Origin of the sequence: Alkalihalobacillus bogoriensis ATCC BAA-922 (genome assembly GCF_000621445.1) — a bacterium.
GTDB classification, from domain to species: domain Bacteria; phylum Bacillota; class Bacilli; order Bacillales; family Bacillaceae_F; genus Bacillus_AO; species Bacillus_AO bogoriense.
On sequence record NZ_JHYI01000027.1, the window covers coordinates 39,163 to 64,549 of the forward strand.

Consider the following 25,387-nt stretch of genomic DNA (forward strand, 5'->3'; position numbering starts at 1 on the left):
GGTACGCTGAAACTAAGGTGAATTTATTAAGTTTCCCTGTTGCAAAATGAATGTATAGCTAAACCCAAAGTTATGACAGGTAATATGTACCATAAAGAATCTCTCTCAAAAATATACTTAAATTCAGGTATAAACACCAAATATTTATTTATAAACATAAGCATAAAAAATGAACTGACCAATAAAATAGATTCGGAAACATTAATTATTTTTTTGTTTTTCATTTGAATATCCAACCTCCCTAATGAATTCTGACAAAAAAATTCATTGCATAACTCCTTTTCATTTTTCTAATATTATGACATTATGAAATTTAAAAAATAGAAGCTTATCACTTTATTAAAGCAAATCGCTTCTATTATACATTTTTCCCTGTTATTCACCGTACAGTTGTAACCCATTCAAAAGCTCAATCCCTCTAGTTAACGGCTTTATCTTAGTTTGAAGGTGAATAGGCACAATAAAAATAGCGCTGTCGCTTTCTATTATATCTCTAGTGACCACCGTATGATTCGTGTGTCCTGTAATTTCTTCTCCTATCATCGCTAGCTCAAAAGGAGACTCTTTAAATATCGACTCCGCTAACGTAGTGAATGTCGCATTCACTTCCACTAACCAAGGATTCAGCTCATTTGTTAGCGGATAGCGATAACAGTAAACCTGCTCAAACGCAAATTGAGGAATCGATATATCGAGCCAATCTGATTCGTCATCAATTCTAGTCACCGTCACCATACAAGGCAAAACTTTTCCATCTAAAATATGAATATCACCGTACCATTGATTCACGCTATTCCCTTCAATTTTCACTCGGTGTGAAATTGGCACAGCAATTATCTTGCTATTGGATACCGCAGCAAGAGCAGTATTTATTTTTTTATCATCTCCAACTGGGCTGTACTCGATGGAAAGTTCATAAAAGCCTCCACTCCACTGTGAAGGTTTAATAACATCCTTTTGAATCATATCTCCCACTCCATCTAAATCTCGTTACACCATTAAAACTACATAAAAAGCAGCTGCGATAATCGTCAACACTATTCCTAACACTCGCCTCTTTTCTTTCATTTGGAGGACAAATCCAACTACCCATAAAACAAATAACAACATGAATTGCAGCCTATATTCTGGTGTATCTGTTTCCGCAATTCCTGGCCCGCTCATCCAAAGCGAAAACAAAAGAACCCAAACTCCTGACAGTAACAGCCATGTATACCGAATAAACTTCATCAAATTGCTCTCCTCTCCCCATCTTGTTATGGAAAGTTTTTACTTTTGGAAATTATACCATATATAATTTTCAAATAAATGGTCCTTTTTTCACGCTATTTCCAAATCAAACAAAAAAACCTCCGCATGTACGAAGGTTTTTCCGCTTATTAAGAGAACAACTCGCGCAAGCGATCCCAGAATGTTTTTTCTTCTGGTGCTTCGTCTGTCGCTGTTTCTTGTTCTTCTATTTTCAAACTTTCTGTTCGGATAACAAATTGGACTGAGTTTACTTTTTCATTTTTCGGAGATACAAATGACACGGCTTCGAAATCTGATTTATCATATTCGGCAATCATATTATCAATTTCTTTTTGCATTTGTTCTGGTAAGTCACTTGTTGATTCATACAATTTTCCTGTGCCATCTTGGAGTTCACCCACTCCACTTTCTAATTCTGTCGTTCCGTTTGCCAGTTCCACAATGCCAGAATGTAACTCACCATAAGAGTTTGATAATTCACCAACACCGTTTGTGTAGCTCACTAAGCCTGAGTGGAATTCTCCATAGTTTGCTGATAATTGTGCGATCCCATTTTGTAACTCAGCAAACCCATTCGTATCTCCCATCTCATCGACAGAAGCGGATAAACCGTTGGCAATCGTAGAAAGCGTGGTGCCCATTTCTTTTAATGCTCCACTCACATCTCGTAATGTGGTATCAACAACGGCAAACGCTTCTTTTACTTGGCTATACGTTCCTTTTACAACTTGGGCAGCTGTATAAGTTTCCACTAACTTATCAACAACGCGGGTATCCGCACCACTCCCATATAGGGCACCGATCTCTTGTTCCGAAATAGTATGGTTTGGAATCCCCGATATTGCTCCATCCAACGCATTATATGCCATATTATAGTTTTCTCGCAGAAGAGCTAATCCATCCACTGTTTCATTTAGTCCACCGGCAATTTGGTTTAAACCATCAGCGACCGCAGCAAGCTCGCTCATATCAATATCATCAGCGTCCGCAAGACTTTCACTAATCGTTGCAAGTGCTTCATCAATGGACTTCGATGCATTGACTAGTTCTGAAGAGCCTTTGTTTAACTCCGTCATCCCGTTCTGATATTGCTGCGAACCGTTTCGTAATTGAGCAACACCATCGTTCAACTCCGCTACGCCAGTTTTCAACTCACCAACACCTTCGTTTACCTGACGAATCGCATCTGTTAAAGAATCCATATCCTCTGTCATCTCATCAATATCTGGTGCATCAATCGCCATGGAAGATGGGACAGCCGCAATTTCAATCCCCTGCATCTCAAACTGAGTGACATCTGCTGCTAGATAAAATTCACCATTTTGCTCAGGCATGGCAGTGAATGTCACTTGTTGATTTTTCCCGACATTAGCAATCATGCCATCTGTCACTTCAATATTATTAAAAATATCAGATTCAAGCATCACAGAGATTTGTAAAATATAGTTCTCGTAAAATAGTTGTTCTCCGTTTTCATTAGATGTTGTTTGAATCGTCATTTCAAAATGACCGTCTTGATTGATCAGTTGCTCTGGGGCAATATTTTGTCCATCTAACTTATAAGCAACCTCAATATTCCATGGTAGCTCGACGGATTGCTCGATATTACCTTGATAAAAAAATTTGCCTTTCGAAGCTTCTATACGAACGACATCATCTTCATGCTCTATTTCTGACAAGTCCGTTAAATTTTTCACACTATCGTACGGACCGAAATCAATAATCGTTCCTGCTTCTCTTATATTTAAGTTGTTAACAACATACACTTGTTCAAGCTCACCTGTCGCTTGTAATAATGCATACACAACTTCATCCTTTGACGCAAGCTTGCCATCAGTTTGTTCAATTGTGCTCGTTCCCTCATCCTGACTTTCTTCCGTTTGATTGGCTTGAACAAGAAATGACGGCAAGAGCAATAGAAGCGCAAGAACAATAAGCATTAACTGTTTTTTTCTCATCATCATTTCTCCTCGTAATATTTCGCATTATAAGTTGTTTTCTTAATGACTTTATCTAACAGTAACAACAGTGCTGGTAAGAAACAAACAACCATCACAAAAGCAAGTAAAGCTCCTCTTCCTAATAATAACCCAATCGAACCAACAATCGGATTCGTCGAAGTAATCCATAATATAAACCCGATACTTGATAAGATTGCTGCTGATATAGAAATTGAAAATACTTTTTCATCAAGTGTTTTCTTAATCGCGGCAAATGCTGGCATTTCTTTTCGGTTCTCATTATACGCTTCAGTCAGTAGAATCGCATAGTCAACCGTGGCAGCAAGCTGTACCGTACTTATAATTAAATACCCAACAAACACTAAAGACGTATCAGTAAAATACGGTATTGATAAATTGACCCACACTGCTGCTTGTATTGTCACTAAAAGGACGACAGGAATCGTAAATGACCTAAACGTTACAAGAAGAACAATCGCTATCGTGACAACCGTCATCACATTTACTACGATATTATCTTTTTCAACCGTATTTTTAATATCATAAAGGGTCACACTTTCTCCAAGACTTAACGCTTCTTCTCCATAATAAAGGGCGGCTTGCTCTTGCACCGCTTCAACAATGGAAAACGGAATGTCTCCTTCTTTAGCCGCATTCGTGTTAATAATAATTCGGCTATAATTCTCAGAGAAAAACTCATTTCGAATCGATTCATCAACATATTCTGGTGGAATTGCACTGCCTACCATCGAAACATATGAGATGACACTTGTAACATGATTAAGTTCCTCTAACCCTTGCACTAGCTCCATCTCTTTTGCTAAATCTCCATTTGGAACGAGCAATACAATCGGGGTCAGTTCTCCAAACGCTTCTTCAATCACTTTAAAATCAGCGCCTGCTCGTGTATTCTCTGGTTGTTCACCAAGTCCATACGTAAACGTTGTATTGCTTTGTGCTAAAAAGCTTGGGAGTAAAATCACCAAAACGATAAGTAAACTCGGGATTCGAAACTTCATCACACGTTGGCCAAACCCTTGAAAGTTTGGAACGAAGCTCTTATGTTCCGTTTTATCCATCCATTTATAAAAGCATAATGTTAATGCCGGTAGAAAAACCATGACACTAATAAAGCTTAACAAAATTCCTTTTACTAGATTTAATCCTAAATCAGACCCTATTTCAAAATTCATTAACATTAATGCAGTGAAACCAAAAAACGTTGTAGCTGCACTTGCTGCAATAGCTGGAAACGAACGTTTCATAGCAAGTTGCATCGCTTCTTCTGGATTGCTTGTTTTCTTCCTGTAATCAGAGAAACTATGCAATAAGAAAATCGCATAATCGAGGGATACTGCTAGTTGTAATATCGGCGCAACAGACTGTGTAACAAACGAGACTTCACCGATAAAAATATTCGTTCCTAAATTTATAAGAACAGATACCCCAATCGCCGTTAAAAAGAAAATCGGCTCAACCCATGAAGTTGTGGAAATGACGAGGATAATGATAATAATCGGTATAAGTAATGCGGCCGCATACATCGATTCAGTTCCTGCCATTTTTTGCGAAGTCGCCGTATCTAACGCTTCTCCTGCCATCGCATCGTTTTCACCAATGATTTCATAAATCTCATCTGTGACAGCAACTTCATCCCCTTGTCTTACACTAAATGAAAATAATGCATTCCCCTCTTTATAATAAGACTCAACTGTATCTTGATCGGCCATTTCTAATGGAATTTTCAAGTCCATTACATTATCTAACCACATTACATCTGACACACCGTCGATAGCCGCTAATTTTTCTTTAAAAATCAGTGCTTCTTGCACGCTCACATCTTGTAACATCACTCTTGTATTTGGTACAGAGGCGGTGAATTCTTCTTCCATGATTTCAAGCGCTTGAGTCGATTGAGCATCATCTGGCAAATAATCAACCATATTGTAATTGACTGATACAAAAAACTGCGCAATTGTTGCAAGGACTGCAATGATGGCAAATACGATTACAATCGCTTTTTTATGTTTAATAATTGTTGCTGCTATGCCAATTGTTGCTCACCTCTCTTGTATTATCTTCTTTTGCACTTTATCATTATATAAACACAGTGTTGGATATTCAACAAACAGTTTAATATAAAACGTTGAGTGCCCAACACTTTTGCTTAATGTGTTGATTTTCACAAAAGAAAAAGGGGGAATTTTCAATGAGTGAAAAATTAGACCGCCGCAAAAAGTACACTCGAATGGTATTAAAAGACAGTCTTATATCCTTATTAAAAGAAAAACAAATTTCCGCAATAACTGTAAAAGAATTATGTCAGGTCGCAGATTTGAATCGTTCTACGTTTTATGCTCATTTTACTGACCCGTATGACCTTTTACATAAAATTGAAGAAGAATTCATTGCAGATATGTACGAAACATTAAGTCAATATAACTTTCACAAAGAAGAAGAATCGTTACAAATGACCGTGAAAATATTAGAATACGTTGCGACCAAACATGAACTGTGCCATATTTTTTTAAGCGGTCAAAGCGGTACAGCATTTCAACAAAAAGTTATGGAAATTACAGAACAATTTACAATGAAAAACTGGATGGAAGTTAATGTTGTAGACGACAAAGCTTCTGAATATATTAGTTTACTCGTTGTGAGTGGCTGTATTCACGTCATCAAGAGTTGGTTAGATAATGGCATGGATAAATCAACAACAGAAATGGCTGAACTTATAAATCAATTTACAAATAAAGGTCTAGCCTCGTTTCGTTAATAGAAAAATTTTACTATTCATTATATAATATATGGAATCACAAACCTCGGAGGAAATCTATGAATACTCTCATATCGAAAACTAAAAAACAAATAATCCTAATCGCTTTATTAGCATTCGTCGTTATTGCTTTTGTAATCGCAGCACAGTCTTATATGAGTTATGTTGAAATCACAACAGCAAGTAATAACTGTTACGACAATGGCGGGTTTCCTATCGTTGAAAAGTCTGGGTTAAAAATGACATATTTCCATTGTAAAATGTAAGGGAATGTGCGAATTAGGAGATGATTGATGTGAGTCTTATTAAAGCGATAAACTGCATTTATATTCCGACAACAGATACTGAAAAAGCGGCCACATGGTATATGCAAAATCTCGGTTTGGAATTACTCGCTCCTTGTACCGATAACCAAGCACAGCTTCAAATCCCATCTGGCCCTTCTATCTTTCTAATTAAAACACCAAAGCCTACAACCTTAAACTACATTGAAATAAGTGGGACAGAACAATGCACATTGACATTAGAAGTCCTTGATTTCCATACTCTATACAACACAATGAAAGAGAGTGGAGCGAAAGTGTCTGCTATCGAGGATAATGCGAGTTGTGGGCTAAATTTTTATGCTTACGATCCTGATGGAAATAAGCTTGATATATGGAGTGGCTGGCCGGCGTAATTTTTTATGCTCGGATTATTTCGGACATTTGTTCCGCTATTTCATGAAAAATACCCCACTTTCCAATTCTTACGGACATCCTTTCCGCTATTCCAGCCAAACCGCGTCAATAACACATTGTTCAACTAAAATAACGGAATAGATGTCCGATAGTCTTCGAGAAATGTTACTTTTTATTAAAATAGCGGAATATATGTCCGATAGGGTTTCTCACCAGGAAAACTACCGCTCTCCTTCATTGCTCTCAAATCCACTTAAATAACTAGTCTTTTCGTTTCAAGCGAAGTGCGGAGCCTTCGCTCTTCTAGAATAAGCTTTCAAGGCTTTATTGCTATACTAAATTTTTCTCATCTTTAAAAAAGAGGTTTTAATATGAAGATAGACTTACCAAAAATTCCAATTGAATTACCAGAAAAGAGATTTCATGATATTTTCCATGATGAATACTTTGAATTAGACACGTGTCTCATTCTAGATACTACGTTTGATAACGAAAACGTAAACCGAGCACACTTATTAAAAATGAAAATCCGTAACAGTCGATTTAACAACACCGACTTTAGTGATATTGACGTTACGGATGTTATTTTTGAAAACTGCGATTTATCAAATGTCATATTCAGAAATGCTTCCATCCACCGCACGGAATTCAAGAACTGTAAACTAGTTGGATGTGATTTTACAGACTCAAGGATGGGGAATGTTCAATTTGAAAATAGTTTACTAAATCTAGCTGGCTTCGGAAATGCCAAGTTAGAAAAGGTCATCCTGACTGAAAGTTCCCTTGCCAACACTGATTTTTATGATTGTGTATTAAAGAAAATCGAATTCAATCAATGTAACCTAAATGAAGCTAGTTTTGAACAAACGTCGTTAAAAGGAATCGACCTAAGCACATCGACTTTTGAAACATTAACGGTTTCAATAGAAGGATTGCAAGGTTGTAAAGTGTCTTCCTATCAAGCTATGCAACTTGCCACATTGTTGGGTGTTATTATTACTGATTAAATAAAGTGACCTACTAAAATTCGAATGCTAACAAGATAAAAGACGTCCCAAAAGGCGCTAGTTTATGACCTTTTAGGACTTCTTTGCCCTTACAACTTAAACTTTGCAATACTTTCTTGCATCGTTTCTGACAACTTTGCAAGTTCTTCACTTGAAGTTGCTAACTCTGTCATCGAAGCCGTCTGTTCTTCAACAGAAGCAGAGGCTTGTTCAGCACTTGCCGCATTTTCTTCTGCGATGGCTGAGAGATTATCAATTAAATCAATGATACTATCTTTTTTCTTTTGCATGTCTTCACCAGAATGAGCAATTTGCTCCATCGCTTCTTTCATGACTTCAATTGCTTCTGCGATACCAACGAATTTAGTATTCGTTGATTCTAAGCTTTTTACTTGAGACGTTGTATTTTCATCAACAAGATTCATTGTCGTTACTGCACTTTCTGTTTTATTCGTTAGCTCTTGAATGATCGTAACGATATCTTCGGTAAATTCATTCGATTGCTCTGCTAGCTTCCGTACTTCATCGGCAACAACCGCAAAGCCTTTCCCTGCTTCACCTGCTCTTGCAGCTTCTATCGCAGCATTTAACGCAAGCAAATTCGTTTGCTCAGAGATGCTTTTTATCATTTGACTTGCCGTAGAGATTTTTTCAGCACTCGCGTTTGTCGTTTTAATAATTTCTTTAATTTCCTTAATCGATTGCGTATTAACCTTTGTTTTATCAACTAATTCTTTTAAGCTTGCCAACCCTTCATCTTTTAAAGTCCTTACATTATCTGTGGACTGAACAAGACTTTCTACATAACGTTGGTCTTCTTCAATTAATTGTCCTAGCTCCTGAACTTGCGTTGCACCTTTTTCTGTGTCATTTGCTTGACCCGTCGCACCAGTTGCAATCTCTCCAATCGTACTCGCAACTTCATGAGCTGCATTTACGGCTTGTTGGCTTGTCGCTGTTAGCTGTTGTGATGAAGCGGATACTTGACTGGAAATATCCCCTGTATTTTGGATTAGTTCAACAAAACTTTGACGCATCCTTTCAAGGGAGTTCGTAATACGGCCCACTTCATCTTTTCGGTTTGCATACTTTTCAAAGCGAGAATCTGTTGTTTTCACTAAATCATAGTTCGATAGTTTATCAATTTCATTTGATACCGCCACTAGTGGCTTACTAATCGAATTACTCATAAAGTAGGTCGTTACCACACCAACAATTAAGAAGAAAATAATGACAATGAGCAATGCTATTTCTAACACACGCATACCTGCTAGAATTTCTTTTTCATCCACTTCAAGTACAATAACCCAATCCGTATTTTCGATCGGAGCAAACCCGACCATAACTTTTTCTCCAGATATTGTATGAACACCGTACCCTGGTTCTCCCGTACTAATACGTTCATCAAACAAGCGAGCTAACTCTTCTACATTAACCTCTTCCACCGGTTCACCACCAGGATCCTCTTGTTGTTCTGCGATTTCCGGAGCAGCTTGTGGGTTCCCTAGCTCAATTAAGTTCACTTGCATTTCTGCTAAAACATTATAAGGATGGGCTTGAAATGTTCCATCTCGCTTTGCAATAAAAGAACGGACCGATTCATGCTCTCCATACGTAATACTCTCGATCACTTCTGTTAAGATTCCTGCTTGCCTTGTCCCCATGAGTGCACCAACAATTTCTCCATCACGGACAACTGGTGCACCATAAATCAAAAACGCATTCTCATTAATTATCGTTACGTCAGAAACAAGTGTTTCTCCATTTAAGGCACGTTGAATATCAGTACTTGTACTTGATATTCCTTCGTGTACAGCTTGAGTTGAATTTAAAGATAAACCATCTCCATTATGATCAACGAATATAAACGTTGAGTATCCGGCTCTTTCCGCTTCTCTTTCAAAAAACTCATATTTTTCTTCAGAAAATTCTTCATCTAGTAAATAAGGGTTTTCCGTCAACGCTTCCATATAGAACATTTGCCTTAGTAAGTACACATTTACTAGTTTCGAAGCCTCAACCGCAGCCCCTTCTATTCCTCGATTTGCTTGGTCTTTTATTGTTTCTGTACTAAAAAACGAAGCGATCGTTCCTAAACCAATTACCGTTATTAATATAAGTCCCGTAAAAAAAACTAACATTCTAGTTTTTATCGATTTCATTTTCTTCCTCCATCTACATCATTTATAAAAGTTTTATACACAAACTTAACATCAAAATAGTAACATATACTCATACCTAGTTCAATGCCATGTCTTAATTTACCATAAAAAATGTCGAATTATGCAGAATTATATATAATGTTAGTTTAAAAGTCCTAATTAAAAAATCTCTCTCAAAAAAAAAAAAAAAAAAAAAACGGGACTCTCTCGAAAAGTCCCGTTTCCTCTTACTTACTATTCTCTTTAAACCATTCAACAACTTTTTTCACTTCAGCCCGGTGTCTCGCTAATTGCTCTTTGTTCAGTAACCCTTGTTTTAACGTTTTTTCAAAAAAGGAGCGTACAATAGGTAAAATTTCATCGAGAGATAACATTCCACCGATAAAATCATGGTCTGCACCTTTTATTTCTAGGTACGTCGAGTTCGGCAAAACATTATGTAAAAGACGTGATTGTTCAACAGGAACGATTTCATCATAGTCACCATGAATGAGTAAGCTTGGAATTGGATTTTCCTCGATGTAAGAAATGGGATTTGTTTTTTTCGCTCGCTCTTCATTTTCACATAAGCTTCCCCCAATAAATTTCGCTTCAGGAGAATTCGGTAAATCATGCCACGTTCCCATGGATAACAAATCCACTGGTCCCGCTAGCGCACATACTGCCTGTACTTGTTCAGATGTTTTCGAATTAGTAGTAAATTCGTTATGGCCTGCACTAAAAGCGGTTAGTGTCGCTAAGTGCCCACCTGATGAATGTCCCCATAACCCAATTTTCTCTCTATCAATTCCATATTCATCTGCATGGTCTTTTATCCACGAAATGGCTGTTTTAATATCTAATAAAGGAGCTGGGAAAATAGCTTCTCCACTTAAGCGAAAGTTTATGTTCACACAGACAAACCCGTATTTTGCAAATGAGGCATTCCACTCCCCACCAACTTTACTTTTATCTCCTGCCATCCAACCTCCACCGTGAACATAAATAATAGCTGGAAATGATTCCTTTGATTTTGGCTTTACAATATCAAGCTTAAGTGTCCGTTCTTTTGTCTCACCATATACAAGATCCACTATTTTTTCAGTTTCATAGATTTCCATAATACCCCTCCTTTTTTTAGTTCAATGTTAGTTGAACTATTTTTACTTGTCAACATCTGTTAAACTATTGTTATATTTTTAAAGAAGGTGATTATATGAACGTCTCATTCCTTCATTCACTTCATTATGAAGTGTTACTAAGCTTTTCTTTATATAAGCGTCAAACACATTTAAAGTATCTTACTATCTCGAAAGAATGGCACGAGTACACAAAAAGAACCATATCATCTGCATTACATGATGAAATAATTTCTCTAGAGGACCTAGAATTCGAAGACTTTTCCGTTTTTCTTATTGAAGAAACTCCGTACAAAACTGACTTTCACGCCTACATGAATTGGTTATCGGAGCTTTCTGTCGGGGAGCTCTATGAAATAATAGCTCCTTTTGCTACGAGCAAAAAGAAAATTCCTCCCGATTTAGATAAGCGTCGACGATTACACGTTTCCCTTTTATCTAAATGGCATAAAGAGTATTTTCAATTTATTGAACATGAAATCGGTCCTATAATACAAAAAAATGTTACACAGGCAACGACTATCGATTTTTCTACAGACACCTATCGAAAAATTGAAGCGCTCTCTAAAGGGCTTGTTTTTGATAACTATGAACTTACGGACATAACGCTCATTCCAACATGGCATTTCCGGCCTTTATCTTTGCATGACATTTTTGGAAAAAAAGCATTCATCACATTTCCTTGTGCTTTACATGACGAACAAGAAACATTGCTAATTACCAAAGCATTAGCTGAACAAAAGCGGCTACAGATGATTCAACATATAAAAACAGAAGAAAAGACATTTACCGAACTAGTCCAGGTAATGGGAATGACGAAAGGAAATATCCACCACCATTTGCTTTTATTACGTTCAGCTGGTTTGCTCAGAATGCGTCCAAGTAAACAAGATTATTTCCTTTATCAATTTCGAAAAGAACGACTGAATGATTTATCACACTATTTTTCTTAAGGTTCGAAGTGAAACGATTTTCTAGCTTTTTTACAATTGCGTGAAACAAAATGCAGTTAGGTTCGTCTATATTTCTAAACAAGGAGGGATAGTGTGATGACAAGGTTTAGTTGGATGTTATTTATACTTTTATGTTTCATAGGAAGTGCTTGCTCAAATCAAGCTGCCGATCAGGGAAATATAAATTGGGACATTCGCGATTCATATGAAGAAAATGGGGAAACGCTGCTTCAAGTCTATCCAGACCCAGGGTTAGTAGCGGGGGAATCACTCGGATATCTGTTCCACTTCACTGCACCGTTCGAAACCTTTGAAGGAAAAGAGTTAGCTATTTATCTACATAATAAAGAAACGGGAGAATCTATTATTGCTGTAGCCCCTAAAGAAATTTCTGAACCACCATCGAGTTATTCCTCATTAGAGCGTTATACTGCTTTTATTGAAGTTCCTTACGGCGGGATTTGGCGTTATGAGGTTCGTCTCGATGATAAATCGTATGCAGATATTGTATTAGATGTATACGGTCGGAACAGTTTAATACCAATAAATGAATAAAACAATCCCGGTTAATAATCCAATTTTATAGATAAACCTTCCCTTGCTCTTGTTTTCTTTCCACTCTTCGTGAACAGTAGATATGAAATGTGGGAGCGAAAGAAAGAATGCTATGATAAGGAGTAGCTTTACTTTTAAAATTAACCCTGAATAAAATAAGAAAATACCAATAATCACTACGCTCAATTTCAAAGCTTTCGTTGGTGTTTTCCATTCTGCTTTCAACTGCTCTTTTTCACTTTGAGACATTTTTTTAATTAGATAAATATAATAAATAATACTAATGAGTGTGATAATCAATAAAAACAATACATTCTCCATACTTATCTCCATTCACTCTGGCATCGATTTATGAAAAGATTAACCCACAGTCACCAAGTTAAAAAATAGGAAATTAGTAGTGACTTCTAATTGAAAAAATCTACTGCTGGTCGCAGTAGATTTTTTCTGTTTTATTTACACTTGCTGATGCTTCTCAGCTCGTAGTTTCTTCGCAGCAGCTACCATGTTTTGTAAAGAAGCAATAGTTTCTTTTTCTTGCCGTGTTTTTAATCCGCAATCAGGATTAACCCAAAATTGTTCTTTTGAGATAACAGCTAAACTTTCTTGTAAAATGACGTCCATTTCTTCCACACTTGGGACACGCGGACTATGAATATCATACACTCCTAAGCCGATTCCTAGTTCATATGGATTTTCTTTTAACGATTCAATGAATTCACCATGACTTCTTGATGTTTCGATCGAAATCACATCTGCATCAAGATGACGAATAGGTTCAATAAAATCATTAAATTCGCAATAGCACATATGTGTATGGATTTGAGTGTCATTTTTCACACGAGAAGTTGCTAATTTAAACGCTTGAACACTCCAGTTAATATAGTCCTCCTCGTTTTCTTTCCGTAATGGTAATCCTTCTCGTAATGCTGGTTCATCTACTTGAATAATCGATATGCCTGCATCTTCAAGTGCTTGAATCTCTTCTCGTAATGCAAGTGCAAGCTGATAGGCTACTTGTTCTCTAGATAAATCATCTCTCACAAATGACCAATTCAAAATCGTAACCGGTCCCGTTAGCATACCTTTGACAGGCTTTGTTGTCCTTTGTTGTGCTTCTAGTACTTCCTTAACTGTCATCGGTGTTGTCCATTCCACATCTCCATATATAATAGGTGGTTTCACGCAACGAGACCCGTAGGATACAACCCAACCATTTTTTGTAAAAGCAAAGCCACTTAATTTTTCGCCAAAATATTCGACCATATCCGTTCTTTCAAACTCGCCATGAACGAATACATCTAGACCGATTTCTTCCTGGATTTGAATCCATCTTGCTGTTTCTTGTCTTACGAAGTCTGCATACGCATCATCGGTAATTTCATTTCTACGCCAAGCGGCTCGCGTTTTTTTCACTTCAGATGATTGTGGAAAACTTCCGATCGTTGTTGTTGGAAAATCAGGTAATTGCAATTTCTTCTGCTGTAGTGCACGACGCTCTTTATAATCCATCTTCCTTGTAAAATGATGTGGCTGCACTTCTGAAACAAGGGTTTGAACTTGCTTATTATTTCTTGCTTCATGTTGAGCTAATGCCTCGGTCGCTATCATGCTTTCAGATATTTTTTCCTTCCCAACCCAATTTTCATCGCGAATATAGCTTGTTATATGAGTAAGTTCCAAGATTTTTTCATCCGCAAACGATAATGCTTCTTTTAATGTTTTGTCTAGTTCCGTTTCGCTTTTTGTTGTGACTGGAACATGTTGTAAGCTACAAGACGACTGAATCCAAACATTTGTCGCTTGACTTAAGGAAAGCACGGCCTTTGTAATCATTTCTTTTTCCGCTAAATTCGCTCGCCAAATATCTCGACCATTAACGACTCCAATTCCTAATACTTTATCTTGTGGGAATCCATATTTTCGCAGTGATGCCATGTTTTCTTTTCCACCGCAAGCAAAGTCTAAACCGATTCCTGCAACAGGTAATGAAACAAGTTGTTCATACGATGATAAAGCTTCAAAATAAGTTTGTAACATAATGTTAGCTGCTGGTACTTCATGTACAAGTTGCTTATATAGTTCTTGGACTAATTTCACATCTTCCTCTTGTAATGTGAAGACTAAAGCAGGCTCTTCAATTTGAATCCACGTAGCACCTGCATCAACTAACTGTTGCAATATTTGTGTATAAAGAGGCAATAGCTTTACATAAAATGATGGTTTTGATTGTTTTGTGTACCCTTTTGCAAGTTGGACAAATGTATATGGCCCAATTATTGTTGGCTTTGTAAGTATTCCTAGCTCTTCTTTTGCCTCTACAAAAGAATCAAGAATATAGTTTCGCTGTAATGTTAAAGGTTTGTCTTCATATTCAGGTACAATATAATGATAGTTCGTGTTAAACCATTTCGTCATTTCACAAGCTACGACATCATTCGCTCCTCTTGCCATAGCATAATATAATGGTAGGTCGATTTGTTTTCCGTCCCACTTATACCGCTCCGGAACTAACCCAAACATGACAGCCAAATCAAGCATGCGATCATAAAATGTAAAATCGCCAACCGTAATTAAGTCTAGTCCTAGTTTTTGCTGACATCTAATTTGATTCAACCGAAGTTCTTTCATTGTCAAAAGAAATGTTTCTTCGTCCATGTTCCCTTTCCAATACGATTCGACGCAACGTTTCCACTCTCGCTTTTCTCCAATATACGGATACCCAATCGTGGTGCTTAATAAATTCATCTTTCGTCCTCCCTTTGTTCATTTTTATTACATATTCCAAATACAAAAAGCCATCTCCCACAATAGGAAATGGCTCTACATTCAAGTTAAATGACGCATAAATAAGCATGCTAATGAAGCATCGCAATCTTAACTCGTCTGTCGTACAAATGAATGGCACCACCTATTTCCACGTAGGTATTTGGTGTGTACTAGAGATTGGCAGGTCTCCTGGCTTATCATCAACGCTCCTCACTCCTTCCCGTCCTTGGACAGTGGTTTATGTGGTTCGCTCCGATTTACAGTTGCGGGACAGCGACGGATTTTCACCGTTCTTCCCTTTTAAGCCAAACCGCAGCTTGGCACCAACTCTTACACGATATGTAATTTTTATTACTATACCATACAGATTCTATAAACGTACAGATTTTTCTGAAATATTTTCATAACCTACGATATAGACACCGTATCAGCTTTGTTCTTTTTCACTTGTTGTTTCATTTGTAGCATCTTCACGCCGAATACTATTTTTATTAGACCATCTATTAAAGCGAAAATAAGAAAAGGGATACTAGCAAATAGTAATCCTGCCGCTGCGTTTATCATAGTCAAAGCAGCTAACCATAGCATCACTTTACCTTGTGAAAAATAAAACCCAAAAAAGTGAAAACCTACGGCAAGGAAAATACATAACCATAGTAAACGCAAATCACTAAAACCAATGAGCAATCCACATAACGTACATAAAATCACATTTACGAGTACAGAAAGGTTATCCATTCGGTCTTGAAACTTTGAACTTTTCCCATAAGCAAGCTTGCGATTAACATAAGGAAAACTAAATATTGCAATATAACCAATAAAAAAACCAAACCCAAGAATATATGGCTGTATTAAGAACTCTCGTCCAAGAAGTGCAGCAAAAATGATTATACTTCCAATATAGACGAGCCAAACCCCACAAGTTCTTTGTGTATTATATTCGACCATTGAAGACACGTTATCTCCTCCTTACCTTAGTTACTATTACTTTAACATTAATTTCCTTTAATTTGTAAACATTTACTAAACCTCACTTGCCTCCCCCCCCTCCTAAGTGCTACAATTTACGTATTGAATGAAGAAAGGAATGATGGGTGGCCGATGTATAACTAATCTTTATTTTTAGAATTTGAAGTGAAAATTTCGAAGGATTTAAATAAGGGATTAGTCTGCCTATTTTTCTATTACTATCATAGTATGCTTCTATCGTTTATTTACTATGGATAAAATATGACTAATCCTTCCAAATGAATTGGGAGGATTATTTTGGTTCTCCCTCGATTAGGGGATGTTATTATGAAGGAATTACTACGATTACAAAATATATCAGTTGAAATAAACGATTTTGTTCTTTTTGAAAAGGTGACAGCTAATGTTCAACAAGGAGACAGAATCGGGATTATCGGGAAAAACGGAGCTGGGAAAACAACATTGCTACAGCTTTTACACAATGAGTTGACTCCTACCAATGGAGAAATCAAATTTGTTCAAACCGACCTTATGATTACGATGGTCGAGCAAGAAACAGAAACATATACGTTTAACGATATGACTCCACAAGAAGAAAAATTGTTAGATAAATGGGCTGTCCCCAATCATGATTTTTCTAGCCTGAGTGGTGGAGAAAAGCTGAAAGCCCGACTCGCAAAAGGGTTCGCTCACGATACAGACCTTTTCTTATTAGATGAACCAACAAATCATCTTGATGAACAAAGTGTTGAGACCTTGGCAAAGTACATGAAAGACTTCAAAGGGACGATAGTGTTTGTCTCCCATGATCGCTACTTTTTAGACCTTGTAGCGACTAAAATATGGTCGCTCGAAAATCAAACACTTTTCAGTCATAAAGGAAATTATTCAAGTTATATAGAAGCCCGTACAGAACGAAGACAAACTCAACAGCGAGAATATGAGAAACAACAAAAAAGAATCGACCAAATTGAAGGTCAAATCAAAGAATTGACATCATGGTCAACTAAAGCCCATGCACAATCAACGAAACAGGAAGGGTTTAAGGAGTATTATCGTGCTAAAGCAAAACGGATGGACACGCAAGTAAAATCAAAGCAACGTCGACTTGAAAACGAGTTAAACAAAGCAAAAATCGAACGACCTGAAGATGAATATACCGTGACGTTTGCAATGAACGCAAAACAAAAATTAGGAAAACGTTTTTTAGAAGTAAAACAACTTAGGAAATCAGTTAACGATCGACTCTTGTTTCAAGACGCTAGCTTTACGATTGGCCATGGCGAAAAAGTAGCCATTATTGGGCCGAATGGAAGTGGAAAAACAACGTTACTTAATATAATTACTGGTGTGGATGTTGTTGACGATGGAGTGATTTGGATTTCGCCATCAGCAAACATTGGCTACTTAACACAAGAAGTATTTGACTTGCCGCTTGAGCAAACACCAGCACATTTATTTTATCAAGAAACATTTGCTGCGCGTGGCCACGTTCAAAACATCATGCGTCATTTAGGATTTTCCTCAACACAATGGACAGAGCCTATTTCTCATATGAGTATGGGAGAGCGTGTGAAATGTAAGCTGATGAAGTTCATATTAGAAGAGAAAGATGTCCTGATTTTAGATGAACCAACAAACCATCTCGATTTAGCTTCGCGCGAGCAACTAGAAGACACATTATCCCAATATCAAGGGACATTATTAGTTGTTTCGCATGACCGATATTTTATTGAAAAGACAACGACAACGAATCTCGTCATTGCAAACGAATCTATTCAGAAAAAATTACAAGAAAGTTCGCCGCAACAAGATGAGACGGAACAACTACGACTCCAGCTTGAAACCGAAAGACAAGAGGTGTTAGGTAGATTAAGCTTTCTCACACCAGACCATAAAGACTATAGTCAGCTCGATTTACGCTTTAACGAATTAACAAAACAAATCAAACAGTTGTAAGAAAAACGCGGGAGCGTCTTTTCTTTTCAAAGTTTAAAGGGAAAAGGATAGCTCTGAGGAAGAGCTATCCTTACTTTATCCTTGAGGTATTGATGCTTAACGGACACCTGTTCCGCTAACTGCAAGAAAACAGACGATTTAATGAAGCGTTCGGACATCTGTTCCGTTATTGTTCATTTCCCGGAGTATTTCCTTTAAATAATAGCCAAATAACGTACTGTATGTCCGCAAAGTCTTACTAAACCGATAAAATCTCTATCATAGCGGAATATATGTCCGAAACTAAATCAACCGCGATGTTCCGCGGCCATAGCGACAGCTTTTGTTTCATGAACTGTGCCATACGGATGCTCAGGTGGGGCATATATAGAGTACAGCTTCAAAGGAACATTGCCTATATTCGTAAGGTTATGCCATTTTCCTGCTGGAACTAAAATGACATCATCATTAGACACTCGTTCTAGAAAATTTAATTGATGCTCGCTGTCGCCCATTTGCACAAGTCCAAGTCCATGCTCAACCCGGAGAAACTGATCAACATCTGGATGTAATTCCAAGCCAATATCATCACCCACATCAATACTCATTAATGTCAGTTGTAAATGCTCACCTGTCCATATGGCTGTTCGAAATGTGTTGTTTTGTTTTGTCGCTTGTTCAATATTGACAACAAAAGGCTCTGAGCCATAATCTGTTTTTCGAGTTGAATCGGCTCTATTACTACGAGACCTGTAGTCTACCTTCGTTTGTTTTAGTTTTTGTAATCCATCTTGAAATGAATGAAATACAATCGGTTCAAATTGAAAATCAGGTTGTCTTCTCGTTATCGTGACATAGTAATTAGTTGCATCAATAAGTTGTTGTCTTTTCTCTTCCATCGTCTCAGTAAGCTTCTTTTTTTGATGATGATTGGGTGCGATTTGAGCTAACCTATAATATAAATCAAGCTCTTCTGAATCTTGCTTCAAGCGGTAAAGCAATGGATCTTCCATACTCGGCTGAGTCCAATCCTCATTTCCATTTGACCATTGTTCGTAATACACATTTGTCATTCCTTTCCAATGTATTCACACTTATCATATGCCTACAGAAAAAGAATGCGATTCAATTCCCTAAAATACTTACTCTAAATTAACTTCCACGCCTAACTCATCATAAAGGGTGATGTTTTGCATATATATCATCGCATCTTCTTTATTTTCAATTTTCGGATAAGCAAGTTTCATAACTCCTTCTTCAGGTTGACTAAAATATAATGGTTGATATAATTCGTCATTGCTTTTGTCATACGCTTGCATCATTTGAAACGGAAAGTGCATCATCTTGTTTGTGACTTCCATTGTAAGAAGCGTTTCAGTTTCTGTATCCTCAACTTTTACAATTTCCATTGACGTTTGGCTTATCGTTATCTTCTCTCCGCGTTTTAATTGCATTTGTTTAACTATTTTTTCCTCGCTTTGCGAATAAGGGACAATGTAAAAATGGTTTGATCCACTGTCTTTACTCATACGAATTTCTGATTGATAAGAAGCATATTGATGGGTAACTTCAGAATGATCTTTATACGTTGAAACACTAAACAGTTGTGGCCATTGATAAACAAAACCATCTTCCTCTTGACCTACAACAACAACTCCATAGGTTTGATTTAACTTAAAGTCATCAAAATGGTCTTCTATTATTTGTTGAGTTTTCGCTGTCACCGTAACTTGAGACGGTGTAATCGACACTTGTTCGACGATAAATCGGTCTTCCGCGTGTTCGCTTTTCGCATAAACATCTTTAATTGTTTCTTCTTTATTTTTCGTTACTTCAACTGTAACTAGCTCTTCACTACTTTTGACTCCACCGTCCGCAAGTTCTGGAATGGCAACATCAATCGATACCACTTCAGGAAAATTTTTAACCTGTTCTATCACAAGAACTTCCTCTAATACGTTATGCTCTTGAGTAAATCGAAAAGGAAGCGAAAAAGTGAATCGTTCCCCATTAATGATTGCGTCAATATATTGAAAAGGAATTTCATTGTTATGTTCAAACGCTTCTTCCGCTACGCTCAACGAAAAACTAATCGCTAACATACTGCTGTCATAATAAGTTTCATTAATCTTAAAGGTCATATTTTTATTTTCTATGACTTTATTTACTGTTTCTGTCAAACCTTCTTCCGCTACTTTTTGCAATCGCTCATCACCTATTGTTGCAAAAGTGCCTTTGATTCCATTTTCATTTCCAGTTAAGACGATACTTGAAAATAAAATACTAACTACACCTATCATTAACAAAGAGGCAATCCCCATCATGAACTGCTGTTGGTTCATTGGTCTTTTCCTCTGCATTTTAGCGTTTGAAATCGCTCCATTAACGGTCCATTCAAGCTTTTCTTTAGGCACCGACACCTCGTCGATCGAGTGTTTAATAGTCTGACCAAGCTTTTCCATACTGTTCTCCTCCTTCACCTAAATTTTTTTTCATTTCCGCTAATGTCCGATGCAGTTGTGATTTAATCGTACCTTCAGGCTTGTTTAACATTTCTGCCATTTCTCTTAGGGAGTACCCGCAATAAAAGCGGAGAATGATTAATGTTTTTTGTTCTGTTTTTAATTTATCTAACTGCTCTTCAAGGTCCATTCGATGAACCGATTCGAGTTCCTCGTTCGTTGTCTCTTTATATTTTTCATGTTCAATATAAATAACATCTCTTTTTCTTTTGATAGCGTCGACAGCTGTATTCATTAAGATGCGAATCATCCACGTTGAAAAATAGTCAAGGTGATGTAATTTATCAAAATGGTGATAGCCTTTCATAACAGCATCTTGAACAACATCAAGTGCATCTTGCTCATTTCTCATATAGGAATAAGCGATCTTATATAGTTTTTCTTGTTCAGCTCGAACTAGGGTTTCAAACGAAGGTTTCTTTTGTTTCTTCATCAAAGCTTTTAATCTTTTCATCTTATTTCCGCCTCCTTTCACCCTGTTAGACTGTATGACAGTAAAATTCGTTCCATCTATTAAAAAAAAATTTAGTCTTTATGTTTATCGGACATACATTCCGTTATTATCACAAATTGTCTAGTTTTTCATAGCGGTTTGGACATGTGTTCCGCTATTTTACGATTTGCGTGCGAAATGAGACTAAAAAACAGGAAGTAGCGGAACATAGGTCCGTTACGATCGTGAATTTCGCTGAATTCATCAATGTAACGGAACGAATGTCCGAAACTAGAGTATCTACTTTTGAACTATTGAGCCTATTTAACTCTAATGGTAAAATCAGGATTGCGTCAAAATCATATCTTCATTCTGTCATAGTGTACCAAACATTTCAGTGTACTTTAGGAATTGCATTAGTTTAGGAGAGTATAAGTTAAGTAGGTGATTAAGATGGAAATGCAACAATCGCTACAAATTATTTCGAAGTGGGGTTCGATTCTAGGCTACATGACGATCGTATCCGGTAGTATATTTGCTCTTGGCGGCTTGTTCCTTTTTATCATTGGAGCATTACCAGGAGTGTTAACTATTTTTTATGGCATATATTTAGTAAAATCGGCAAAACAAGCTCAAATTCTACTAACCGATGTAAATAACGAACAAGCTACCATTACGGCTCTTGATTACTATGGGAAGTATATTCGTCTATATGGCGTAACGATGGTCGTTTACTTTATTTTAGGAATTATCGGAACTATTCTTATATTTTATTTCCTTTTCTACTTGTTTGGATTAATGAAGCCGTAAATACATTTTAAAAGAGGGGAACTATATGAACGAAGCAATGCAATTATCTCTTCAACGGATATCACGTTGGGGAAATATCGTAGGTTGGACATTAATCATTGTAGGTGGTTTTCATGCTTTATCTGGTTTTACCCTATTTATTGTAGGAGCCATTCCTGGCGTGCTCATGATTTTTTTAGGTCTTTTCTTAACCCGCTCCGCCCAGCAAGCTCGAAAACTAAAGGATGAACATGGTGAAACGGCTCTACCTAGATTGTTTGAAAACTATGCAAACCATATCCGAGTGAACACGGTTTTAGTTGTGATTTCTCTTCTCTACTTCGGCATCACATTTATTATTGCCTTTTTCTCTGTTCCACTTGGCTTTTTTTAATGCAGCTATTATATCCATCCAAGAACAATAAAAACCAGAGGTGCCATTTCTGCGACACCTCTGGTTTTATCTACTAAAATACTTATTCTTAGCTTCATCTGTTAAAAGTGATAGTCGTCCATCTACAATAATATATGTCACATCACATAGCTGTTCAAGATCCTCATAGTTATGACTCGTCATTAAAATGGTCCTACCTTCTTGTCTTAGAACCTTAACTAATTCTTTCGTATCTTGATATGTTTTATAATCTAAAGCATTAAACGGTTCATCAAGAATTAAAATATCTTGATTTTCCATGATCGCTTGAGCGATACCTAGCTTTTGCTTCATTCCAAGGGAGTAATCCTTCACCTTTGTTTTATTGTCTGGCTCTAAACCTACAAGCTTCATCGTTTTTCTAATTTCATCATTTGAAATAACTCCGTTCAACTCCGCTAAAAATTGAAGATTTTTAAGGCCTGTATACAGTTCGATAAACCCTGGGGAGTTAATAAACACACCAACTCGCTCAGGAAAGTCAAGATCCTGCCCTAACTTCTGTTCTCGTACAAATACCTCACCTTCATCTGGAGCCGTAATTCCACAAATTATTTTAAATAAAACCGACTTCCCACTTCCGTTTGAGCCGACAATACCGATTGTCATTCCCTTTTCCACCTGTAAGTTAACATTTGATAAAACCTGGCGCTGATGAAATGACTTTGACACATTAACAATATTAATTTCTACTGTCACTCTTTTTCACTCCTTCATGTAAAGATGTTTTTATAGCCATTCAGCCGAATATATGAAAAGAGAAAGCATATCGAAACAAGGAGTATTCCTATATTCACAAAATATGAAAATCCTCCCCACGCTTCACTCCTAGCTATACTTGAAATTCCGCTGGGGATATATGCAAACCAAATGCTACCGACACTAGTAGCAAGTACAGTAAGAAATGCGAGTGTTACCTTTTTGCTAACTACATATATAATAAACAATAGTGAAAATTGAAAGACAATATCTAGAAACTTTAACAGTCCAATTTTTACTGCGAGTCCCCAAATAGCACCATTAAATTCGAAAACCCCACCAACTAAAATTCCGATAAGGATTAAGCTTATAACATAAAAAGCGATAAAACCGATACAAGTTCCTAGAAAATTATACAACCACGTTATTTTTCGCTTCAATCGAACTGTTATTGCTAAGTTTCTATCTCTTCTCTCTTCTTCAATAAATATAGCAAGTAAATATAGAGGAATCCCGTGCATAATCAGCATTTCCAGAAATGAAATGAGATGAAACTGGTTTGAACCATGTCCATAAAATAAAATTGTAAAATAATCTACTGCAGAACCTTGATAATTAATCGTATGAGTAGCCTTCCACAATGAAAAGACAACAATGAATCCTAAACATAAATACAAATTCTTTCTAGTGAAAAGCTGTCTACTATAAAAACTAGTCATGCCCTTCGGATACAATTTCCAATTAATATTTGGCTCCAACTGCCAATATCTTTTGACGAGAAGAGCAATCACTCCATACGTACAAACCATACTTACTATTGTTACGACAAGTTTTCCTTCATAAGAAAAATTATGGTGCATAATAATATAGTTATTTATCGTAAGGAATGGCCATTCAGATACAGTTGGAATTTTTATCCCAAAGGTCATAATAATATACAGACATATCACAACAATTGCCGTTATGCGTTCATTGAAAAAATGGTAAATCGCTAGCATTATAACAGAAACTGTCGTTAAGCCGATAACCATAAATAAAGCAACAAGAACAATGGCATTCCACGGTGTTGAAAAATATTGACTATAAAAATGAGCTAATTCATTCTCAACAGAATACTGTAATGGAAATTCATTTGTCTTCTCTAACTTCAATGACAATAAAAAAAGTACAACCATTTGAATACTAATGAAGCCGAAAGCTTGAAGGAAGGCTGCAATTCCTTTTGCTAGAAAACTCCTCCAAAAATGTGTCATTCGTATTAAAATAATTTCAACATCTGTGCGCAAGCTTTTGTAAAAAAACAACAAGTAAAGCGGCACAAGAAAATAAGTAATATAATAATGATCAGTTAGCATCATCAAAATAAAAACTTCATAAGATGAAGCTGTTGAGAGCAACTCACCGTATGCAATTAACAAACTTCCAAATAATAGAATGGAAATCTTTGCTGTAAAAAACTGACTTAGCTGCAATTTTATTATCGTTTTCACGAGTAGACTCCTATGTTGGATAAACCGTTTGTTTTTTATATTTTGCAAAGTAAATATACAAGCATAAAATAAACAATATCGCTATAAACGGTCCGACTAATAAAGATACAGGATGAATCCCAACTAAACTAATCGTTTCTGGTGCGAATGCTGTCACGAATCTGTACTGTGGAACTTGTAAAATTGATAGCAGGTAGTTTTCCAAGATTTTATAAATAAATGGCCCTGTTAAGATAATAAAAATATTACGACTATACATGGATAAAACAAATCCCATCGTAGCAATGATACTCGCTAAAAACCCCCGCCAAATACTAAAAATAAATCCGTATAAAAGTGGTTGTTCGGTAAACAACTCTGGCCACAAGTGAAATACTTTCACTTGTGATGTAAGTTCTCCTGTTTCTGAATCAACCATTGGCAAATACGGTATAATATCAGGTTTAATATATAAGGCCACAATCACACCGACAATCATCGTCAAAAACATTAATGAAAATCCATTCCCTGCTACAATAACCCATTTTACAAATAAATACTTCCTTTTCGATATACGAGGTACCGTATATAAAATAAATTTCTGTTTCCTTTCATAATATAGGAGCCAACAGGTTGGTATAACAACAAGCAAAGGTAATAAGAAACCATAAATACTTGAAGACAACTCCCACGCTTCAATATCATATTCAAGAGCATAACTTTGATATAACGTTAATGTTAAAATCACCATGCCACATATACAAATGAAGTGTATAAGAACAATTGACTTCCACAACTTCTTCCATTCTAGTAAAAGGATTTTCCACATTTTTATTCCCCTCTCTTGCTTTCACTATACAACTCGATTTTGAGGAGTACAATATCTCGGGAACGAAAAGAAGG

Annotated in this window: 24 protein-coding genes and 1 riboswitch; of the genes, 9 read left to right on the top strand and 15 right to left on the bottom strand. The window is 36.6% G+C overall.

What is annotated here, in order from left to right:
* Positions 1 to 375 precede the first annotated feature (375 nt).
* From T323_RS0111575 to T323_RS0111590, 4 genes are all read right to left on the bottom strand, one after another.
* A complete protein-coding gene (locus tag T323_RS0111575) occupies positions 376 to 966 on the bottom strand; it encodes a hypothetical protein (protein WP_026673424.1) in 591 nt (196 codons plus the stop codon).
* 24 nt (positions 967 to 990) lie between these two features.
* A complete protein-coding gene (locus T323_RS0111580; RefSeq protein WP_035178501.1) occupies positions 991 to 1,230 on the bottom strand; it encodes a hypothetical protein in 240 nt (79 codons plus the stop codon).
* A gap of 149 nt (positions 1,231 to 1,379) precedes the next feature.
* Positions 1,380 to 3,209 (bottom strand): coiled-coil domain-containing protein, encoded by a 1,830-nt coding sequence (locus T323_RS0111585; protein WP_026673426.1) that lies wholly within the window; start codon positions 3,207 to 3,209, stop codon positions 1,380 to 1,382.
* 2 nt (positions 3,210 to 3,211) lie between these two features.
* Complete coding sequence (locus T323_RS0111590; RefSeq protein WP_026673427.1) at positions 3,212 to 5,155, bottom strand: efflux RND transporter permease subunit; 1,944 nt, start codon at positions 5,153 to 5,155, stop codon at positions 3,212 to 3,214.
* Between the two features lie 266 nt (positions 5,156 to 5,421).
* Here T323_RS0111590 and T323_RS0111595 point away from each other — a divergent pair, with 266 nt between their 5' ends.
* The 4 genes from T323_RS0111595 (at position 5,422) to T323_RS0111610 (ending at position 7,675) form a co-directional block, all read left to right on the top strand.
* Entirely contained in the window at positions 5,422 to 5,988 is a 567-nt protein-coding gene (locus tag T323_RS0111595) for a TetR/AcrR family transcriptional regulator (RefSeq protein ID WP_026673428.1), read from the top strand.
* A gap of 59 nt (positions 5,989 to 6,047) precedes the next feature.
* A complete protein-coding gene (locus T323_RS0111600) occupies positions 6,048 to 6,254 on the top strand; it encodes a hypothetical protein (protein WP_026673429.1) in 207 nt (68 codons plus the stop codon).
* A 29-nt stretch (positions 6,255 to 6,283) separates the two neighbouring features.
* Entirely contained in the window at positions 6,284 to 6,667 is a 384-nt protein-coding gene (locus tag T323_RS0111605) for a VOC family protein (protein ID WP_026673430.1), read from the top strand.
* Positions 6,668 to 7,039: 372 nt separating this feature from the next.
* The gene (locus tag T323_RS0111610; RefSeq protein ID WP_026673431.1) at positions 7,040 to 7,675 is read left to right on the top strand and encodes a pentapeptide repeat-containing protein; all 636 of its coding nucleotides are present in this window, start codon (positions 7,040 to 7,042) and stop codon (positions 7,673 to 7,675) included.
* 89 nt (positions 7,676 to 7,764) lie between these two features.
* Here the strand turns inward: T323_RS0111610 and T323_RS26590 are convergent, their stop codons facing one another.
* Both T323_RS26590 and T323_RS26595 read right to left on the bottom strand, forming a co-directional pair.
* On the bottom strand, positions 7,765 to 9,837 hold the full coding sequence (locus tag T323_RS26590; RefSeq protein WP_026673432.1) for a methyl-accepting chemotaxis protein: 2,073 nt from the start codon (positions 9,835 to 9,837) through the stop codon (positions 7,765 to 7,767).
* A gap of 227 nt (positions 9,838 to 10,064) precedes the next feature.
* The gene (locus tag T323_RS26595) at positions 10,065 to 10,937 is read right to left on the bottom strand and encodes an alpha/beta hydrolase (RefSeq protein WP_051556505.1); all 873 of its coding nucleotides are present in this window, start codon (positions 10,935 to 10,937) and stop codon (positions 10,065 to 10,067) included.
* Between the two features lie 95 nt (positions 10,938 to 11,032).
* On the opposite strand from T323_RS26595, the gene T323_RS27965 reads away from it, so the two are divergent.
* Positions 11,033 to 11,908 carry a winged helix-turn-helix domain-containing protein gene (locus T323_RS27965; protein ID WP_026673433.1) on the top strand — a complete coding sequence of 292 codons (876 nt, stop codon included), beginning with the start codon at positions 11,033 to 11,035 and terminating at the stop codon, positions 11,906 to 11,908.
* A gap of 96 nt (positions 11,909 to 12,004) precedes the next feature.
* The gene (locus T323_RS0111630; protein WP_026673434.1) at positions 12,005 to 12,463 is read left to right on the top strand and encodes a hypothetical protein; all 459 of its coding nucleotides are present in this window, start codon (positions 12,005 to 12,007) and stop codon (positions 12,461 to 12,463) included.
* On the opposite strand, the gene T323_RS0111635 is transcribed toward T323_RS0111630, so the two are convergent.
* The 3 genes from T323_RS0111635 to T323_RS0111645 all read right to left on the bottom strand — a co-directional run bounded on the left by T323_RS0111635 (position 12,443) and on the right by T323_RS0111645 (position 16,180).
* Positions 12,443 to 12,784, bottom strand: a complete 342-nt coding sequence (locus tag T323_RS0111635) for a hypothetical protein (protein WP_026673435.1) — start codon at positions 12,782 to 12,784, stop codon at positions 12,443 to 12,445. The two genes, T323_RS0111630 and T323_RS0111635, sit on opposite strands and share 21 nt — an antisense overlap.
* Positions 12,785 to 12,919: 135 nt before the next feature.
* On the bottom strand, positions 12,920 to 15,211 hold the full coding sequence (metE, locus tag T323_RS0111640; RefSeq protein WP_026673436.1) for a 5-methyltetrahydropteroyltriglutamate--homocysteine S-methyltransferase: 2,292 nt from the start codon (positions 15,209 to 15,211) through the stop codon (positions 12,920 to 12,922).
* 183 nt (positions 15,212 to 15,394) lie between these two features.
* Positions 15,395 to 15,575: riboswitch (cobalamin riboswitch) on the bottom strand.
* Between the two features lie 65 nt (positions 15,576 to 15,640).
* Positions 15,641 to 16,180, bottom strand: a complete 540-nt coding sequence (locus tag T323_RS0111645; RefSeq protein ID WP_308417649.1) for a DUF6609 family protein — start codon at positions 16,178 to 16,180, stop codon at positions 15,641 to 15,643.
* Between the two features lie 348 nt (positions 16,181 to 16,528).
* Here T323_RS0111645 and abc-f point away from each other — a divergent pair, with 348 nt between their 5' ends.
* Complete coding sequence (gene abc-f / locus T323_RS0111650; protein ID WP_026673438.1) at positions 16,529 to 18,160, top strand: ribosomal protection-like ABC-F family protein; 1,632 nt, start codon at positions 16,529 to 16,531, stop codon at positions 18,158 to 18,160.
* Between the two features lie 287 nt (positions 18,161 to 18,447).
* On the opposite strand, the gene T323_RS28410 is transcribed toward abc-f, so the two are convergent.
* The 3 genes from T323_RS28410 to T323_RS0111665 all read right to left on the bottom strand — a co-directional run bounded on the left by T323_RS28410 (position 18,448) and on the right by T323_RS0111665 (position 21,115).
* Complete coding sequence (locus T323_RS28410; RefSeq protein ID WP_169737895.1) at positions 18,448 to 19,212, bottom strand: cupin domain-containing protein; 765 nt, start codon at positions 19,210 to 19,212, stop codon at positions 18,448 to 18,450.
* 69 nt (positions 19,213 to 19,281) lie between these two features.
* Positions 19,282 to 20,601, bottom strand: a complete 1,320-nt coding sequence (locus tag T323_RS0111660) for a DUF4179 domain-containing protein (protein ID WP_026673440.1) — start codon at positions 20,599 to 20,601, stop codon at positions 19,282 to 19,284.
* Complete coding sequence (locus T323_RS0111665) at positions 20,576 to 21,115, bottom strand: sigma-70 family RNA polymerase sigma factor (protein ID WP_026673441.1); 540 nt, start codon at positions 21,113 to 21,115, stop codon at positions 20,576 to 20,578. The genes T323_RS0111660 and T323_RS0111665 overlap by 26 nt, the downstream gene beginning before the upstream one ends.
* 432 nt (positions 21,116 to 21,547) lie before the next feature.
* On the opposite strand from T323_RS0111665, the gene T323_RS0111670 reads away from it, so the two are divergent.
* Positions 21,548 to 21,904: a DUF5362 family protein gene (locus tag T323_RS0111670; protein WP_026673442.1), complete on the top strand. Its 357-nt coding sequence runs from the start codon at positions 21,548 to 21,550 to the stop codon at positions 21,902 to 21,904.
* A 25-nt stretch (positions 21,905 to 21,929) separates the two neighbouring features.
* Entirely contained in the window at positions 21,930 to 22,277 is a 348-nt protein-coding gene (locus T323_RS26605; RefSeq protein WP_051556506.1) for a DUF5362 family protein, read from the top strand.
* Positions 22,278 to 22,343: 66 nt separating this feature from the next.
* Here T323_RS26605 and T323_RS0111680 read toward each other — a convergent pair whose 3' ends face one another.
* Genes T323_RS0111680 through T323_RS0111690 form a run of 3 tightly spaced genes read right to left on the bottom strand, consistent with a single transcriptional unit; the run spans position 22,344 to position 25,313 of the window.
* Entirely contained in the window at positions 22,344 to 23,015 is a 672-nt protein-coding gene (locus T323_RS0111680) for an ABC transporter ATP-binding protein (protein WP_026673443.1), read from the bottom strand.
* Between the two features lie 14 nt (positions 23,016 to 23,029).
* Positions 23,030 to 24,505, bottom strand: a complete 1,476-nt coding sequence (locus tag T323_RS0111685) for a hypothetical protein (RefSeq protein WP_026673444.1) — start codon at positions 24,503 to 24,505, stop codon at positions 23,030 to 23,032.
* 10 nt (positions 24,506 to 24,515) lie between these two features.
* Entirely contained in the window at positions 24,516 to 25,313 is a 798-nt protein-coding gene (locus T323_RS0111690) for an ABC transporter permease (protein ID WP_026673445.1), read from the bottom strand.
* Between the last annotated feature and the right edge of the window lie 74 nt (positions 25,314 to 25,387).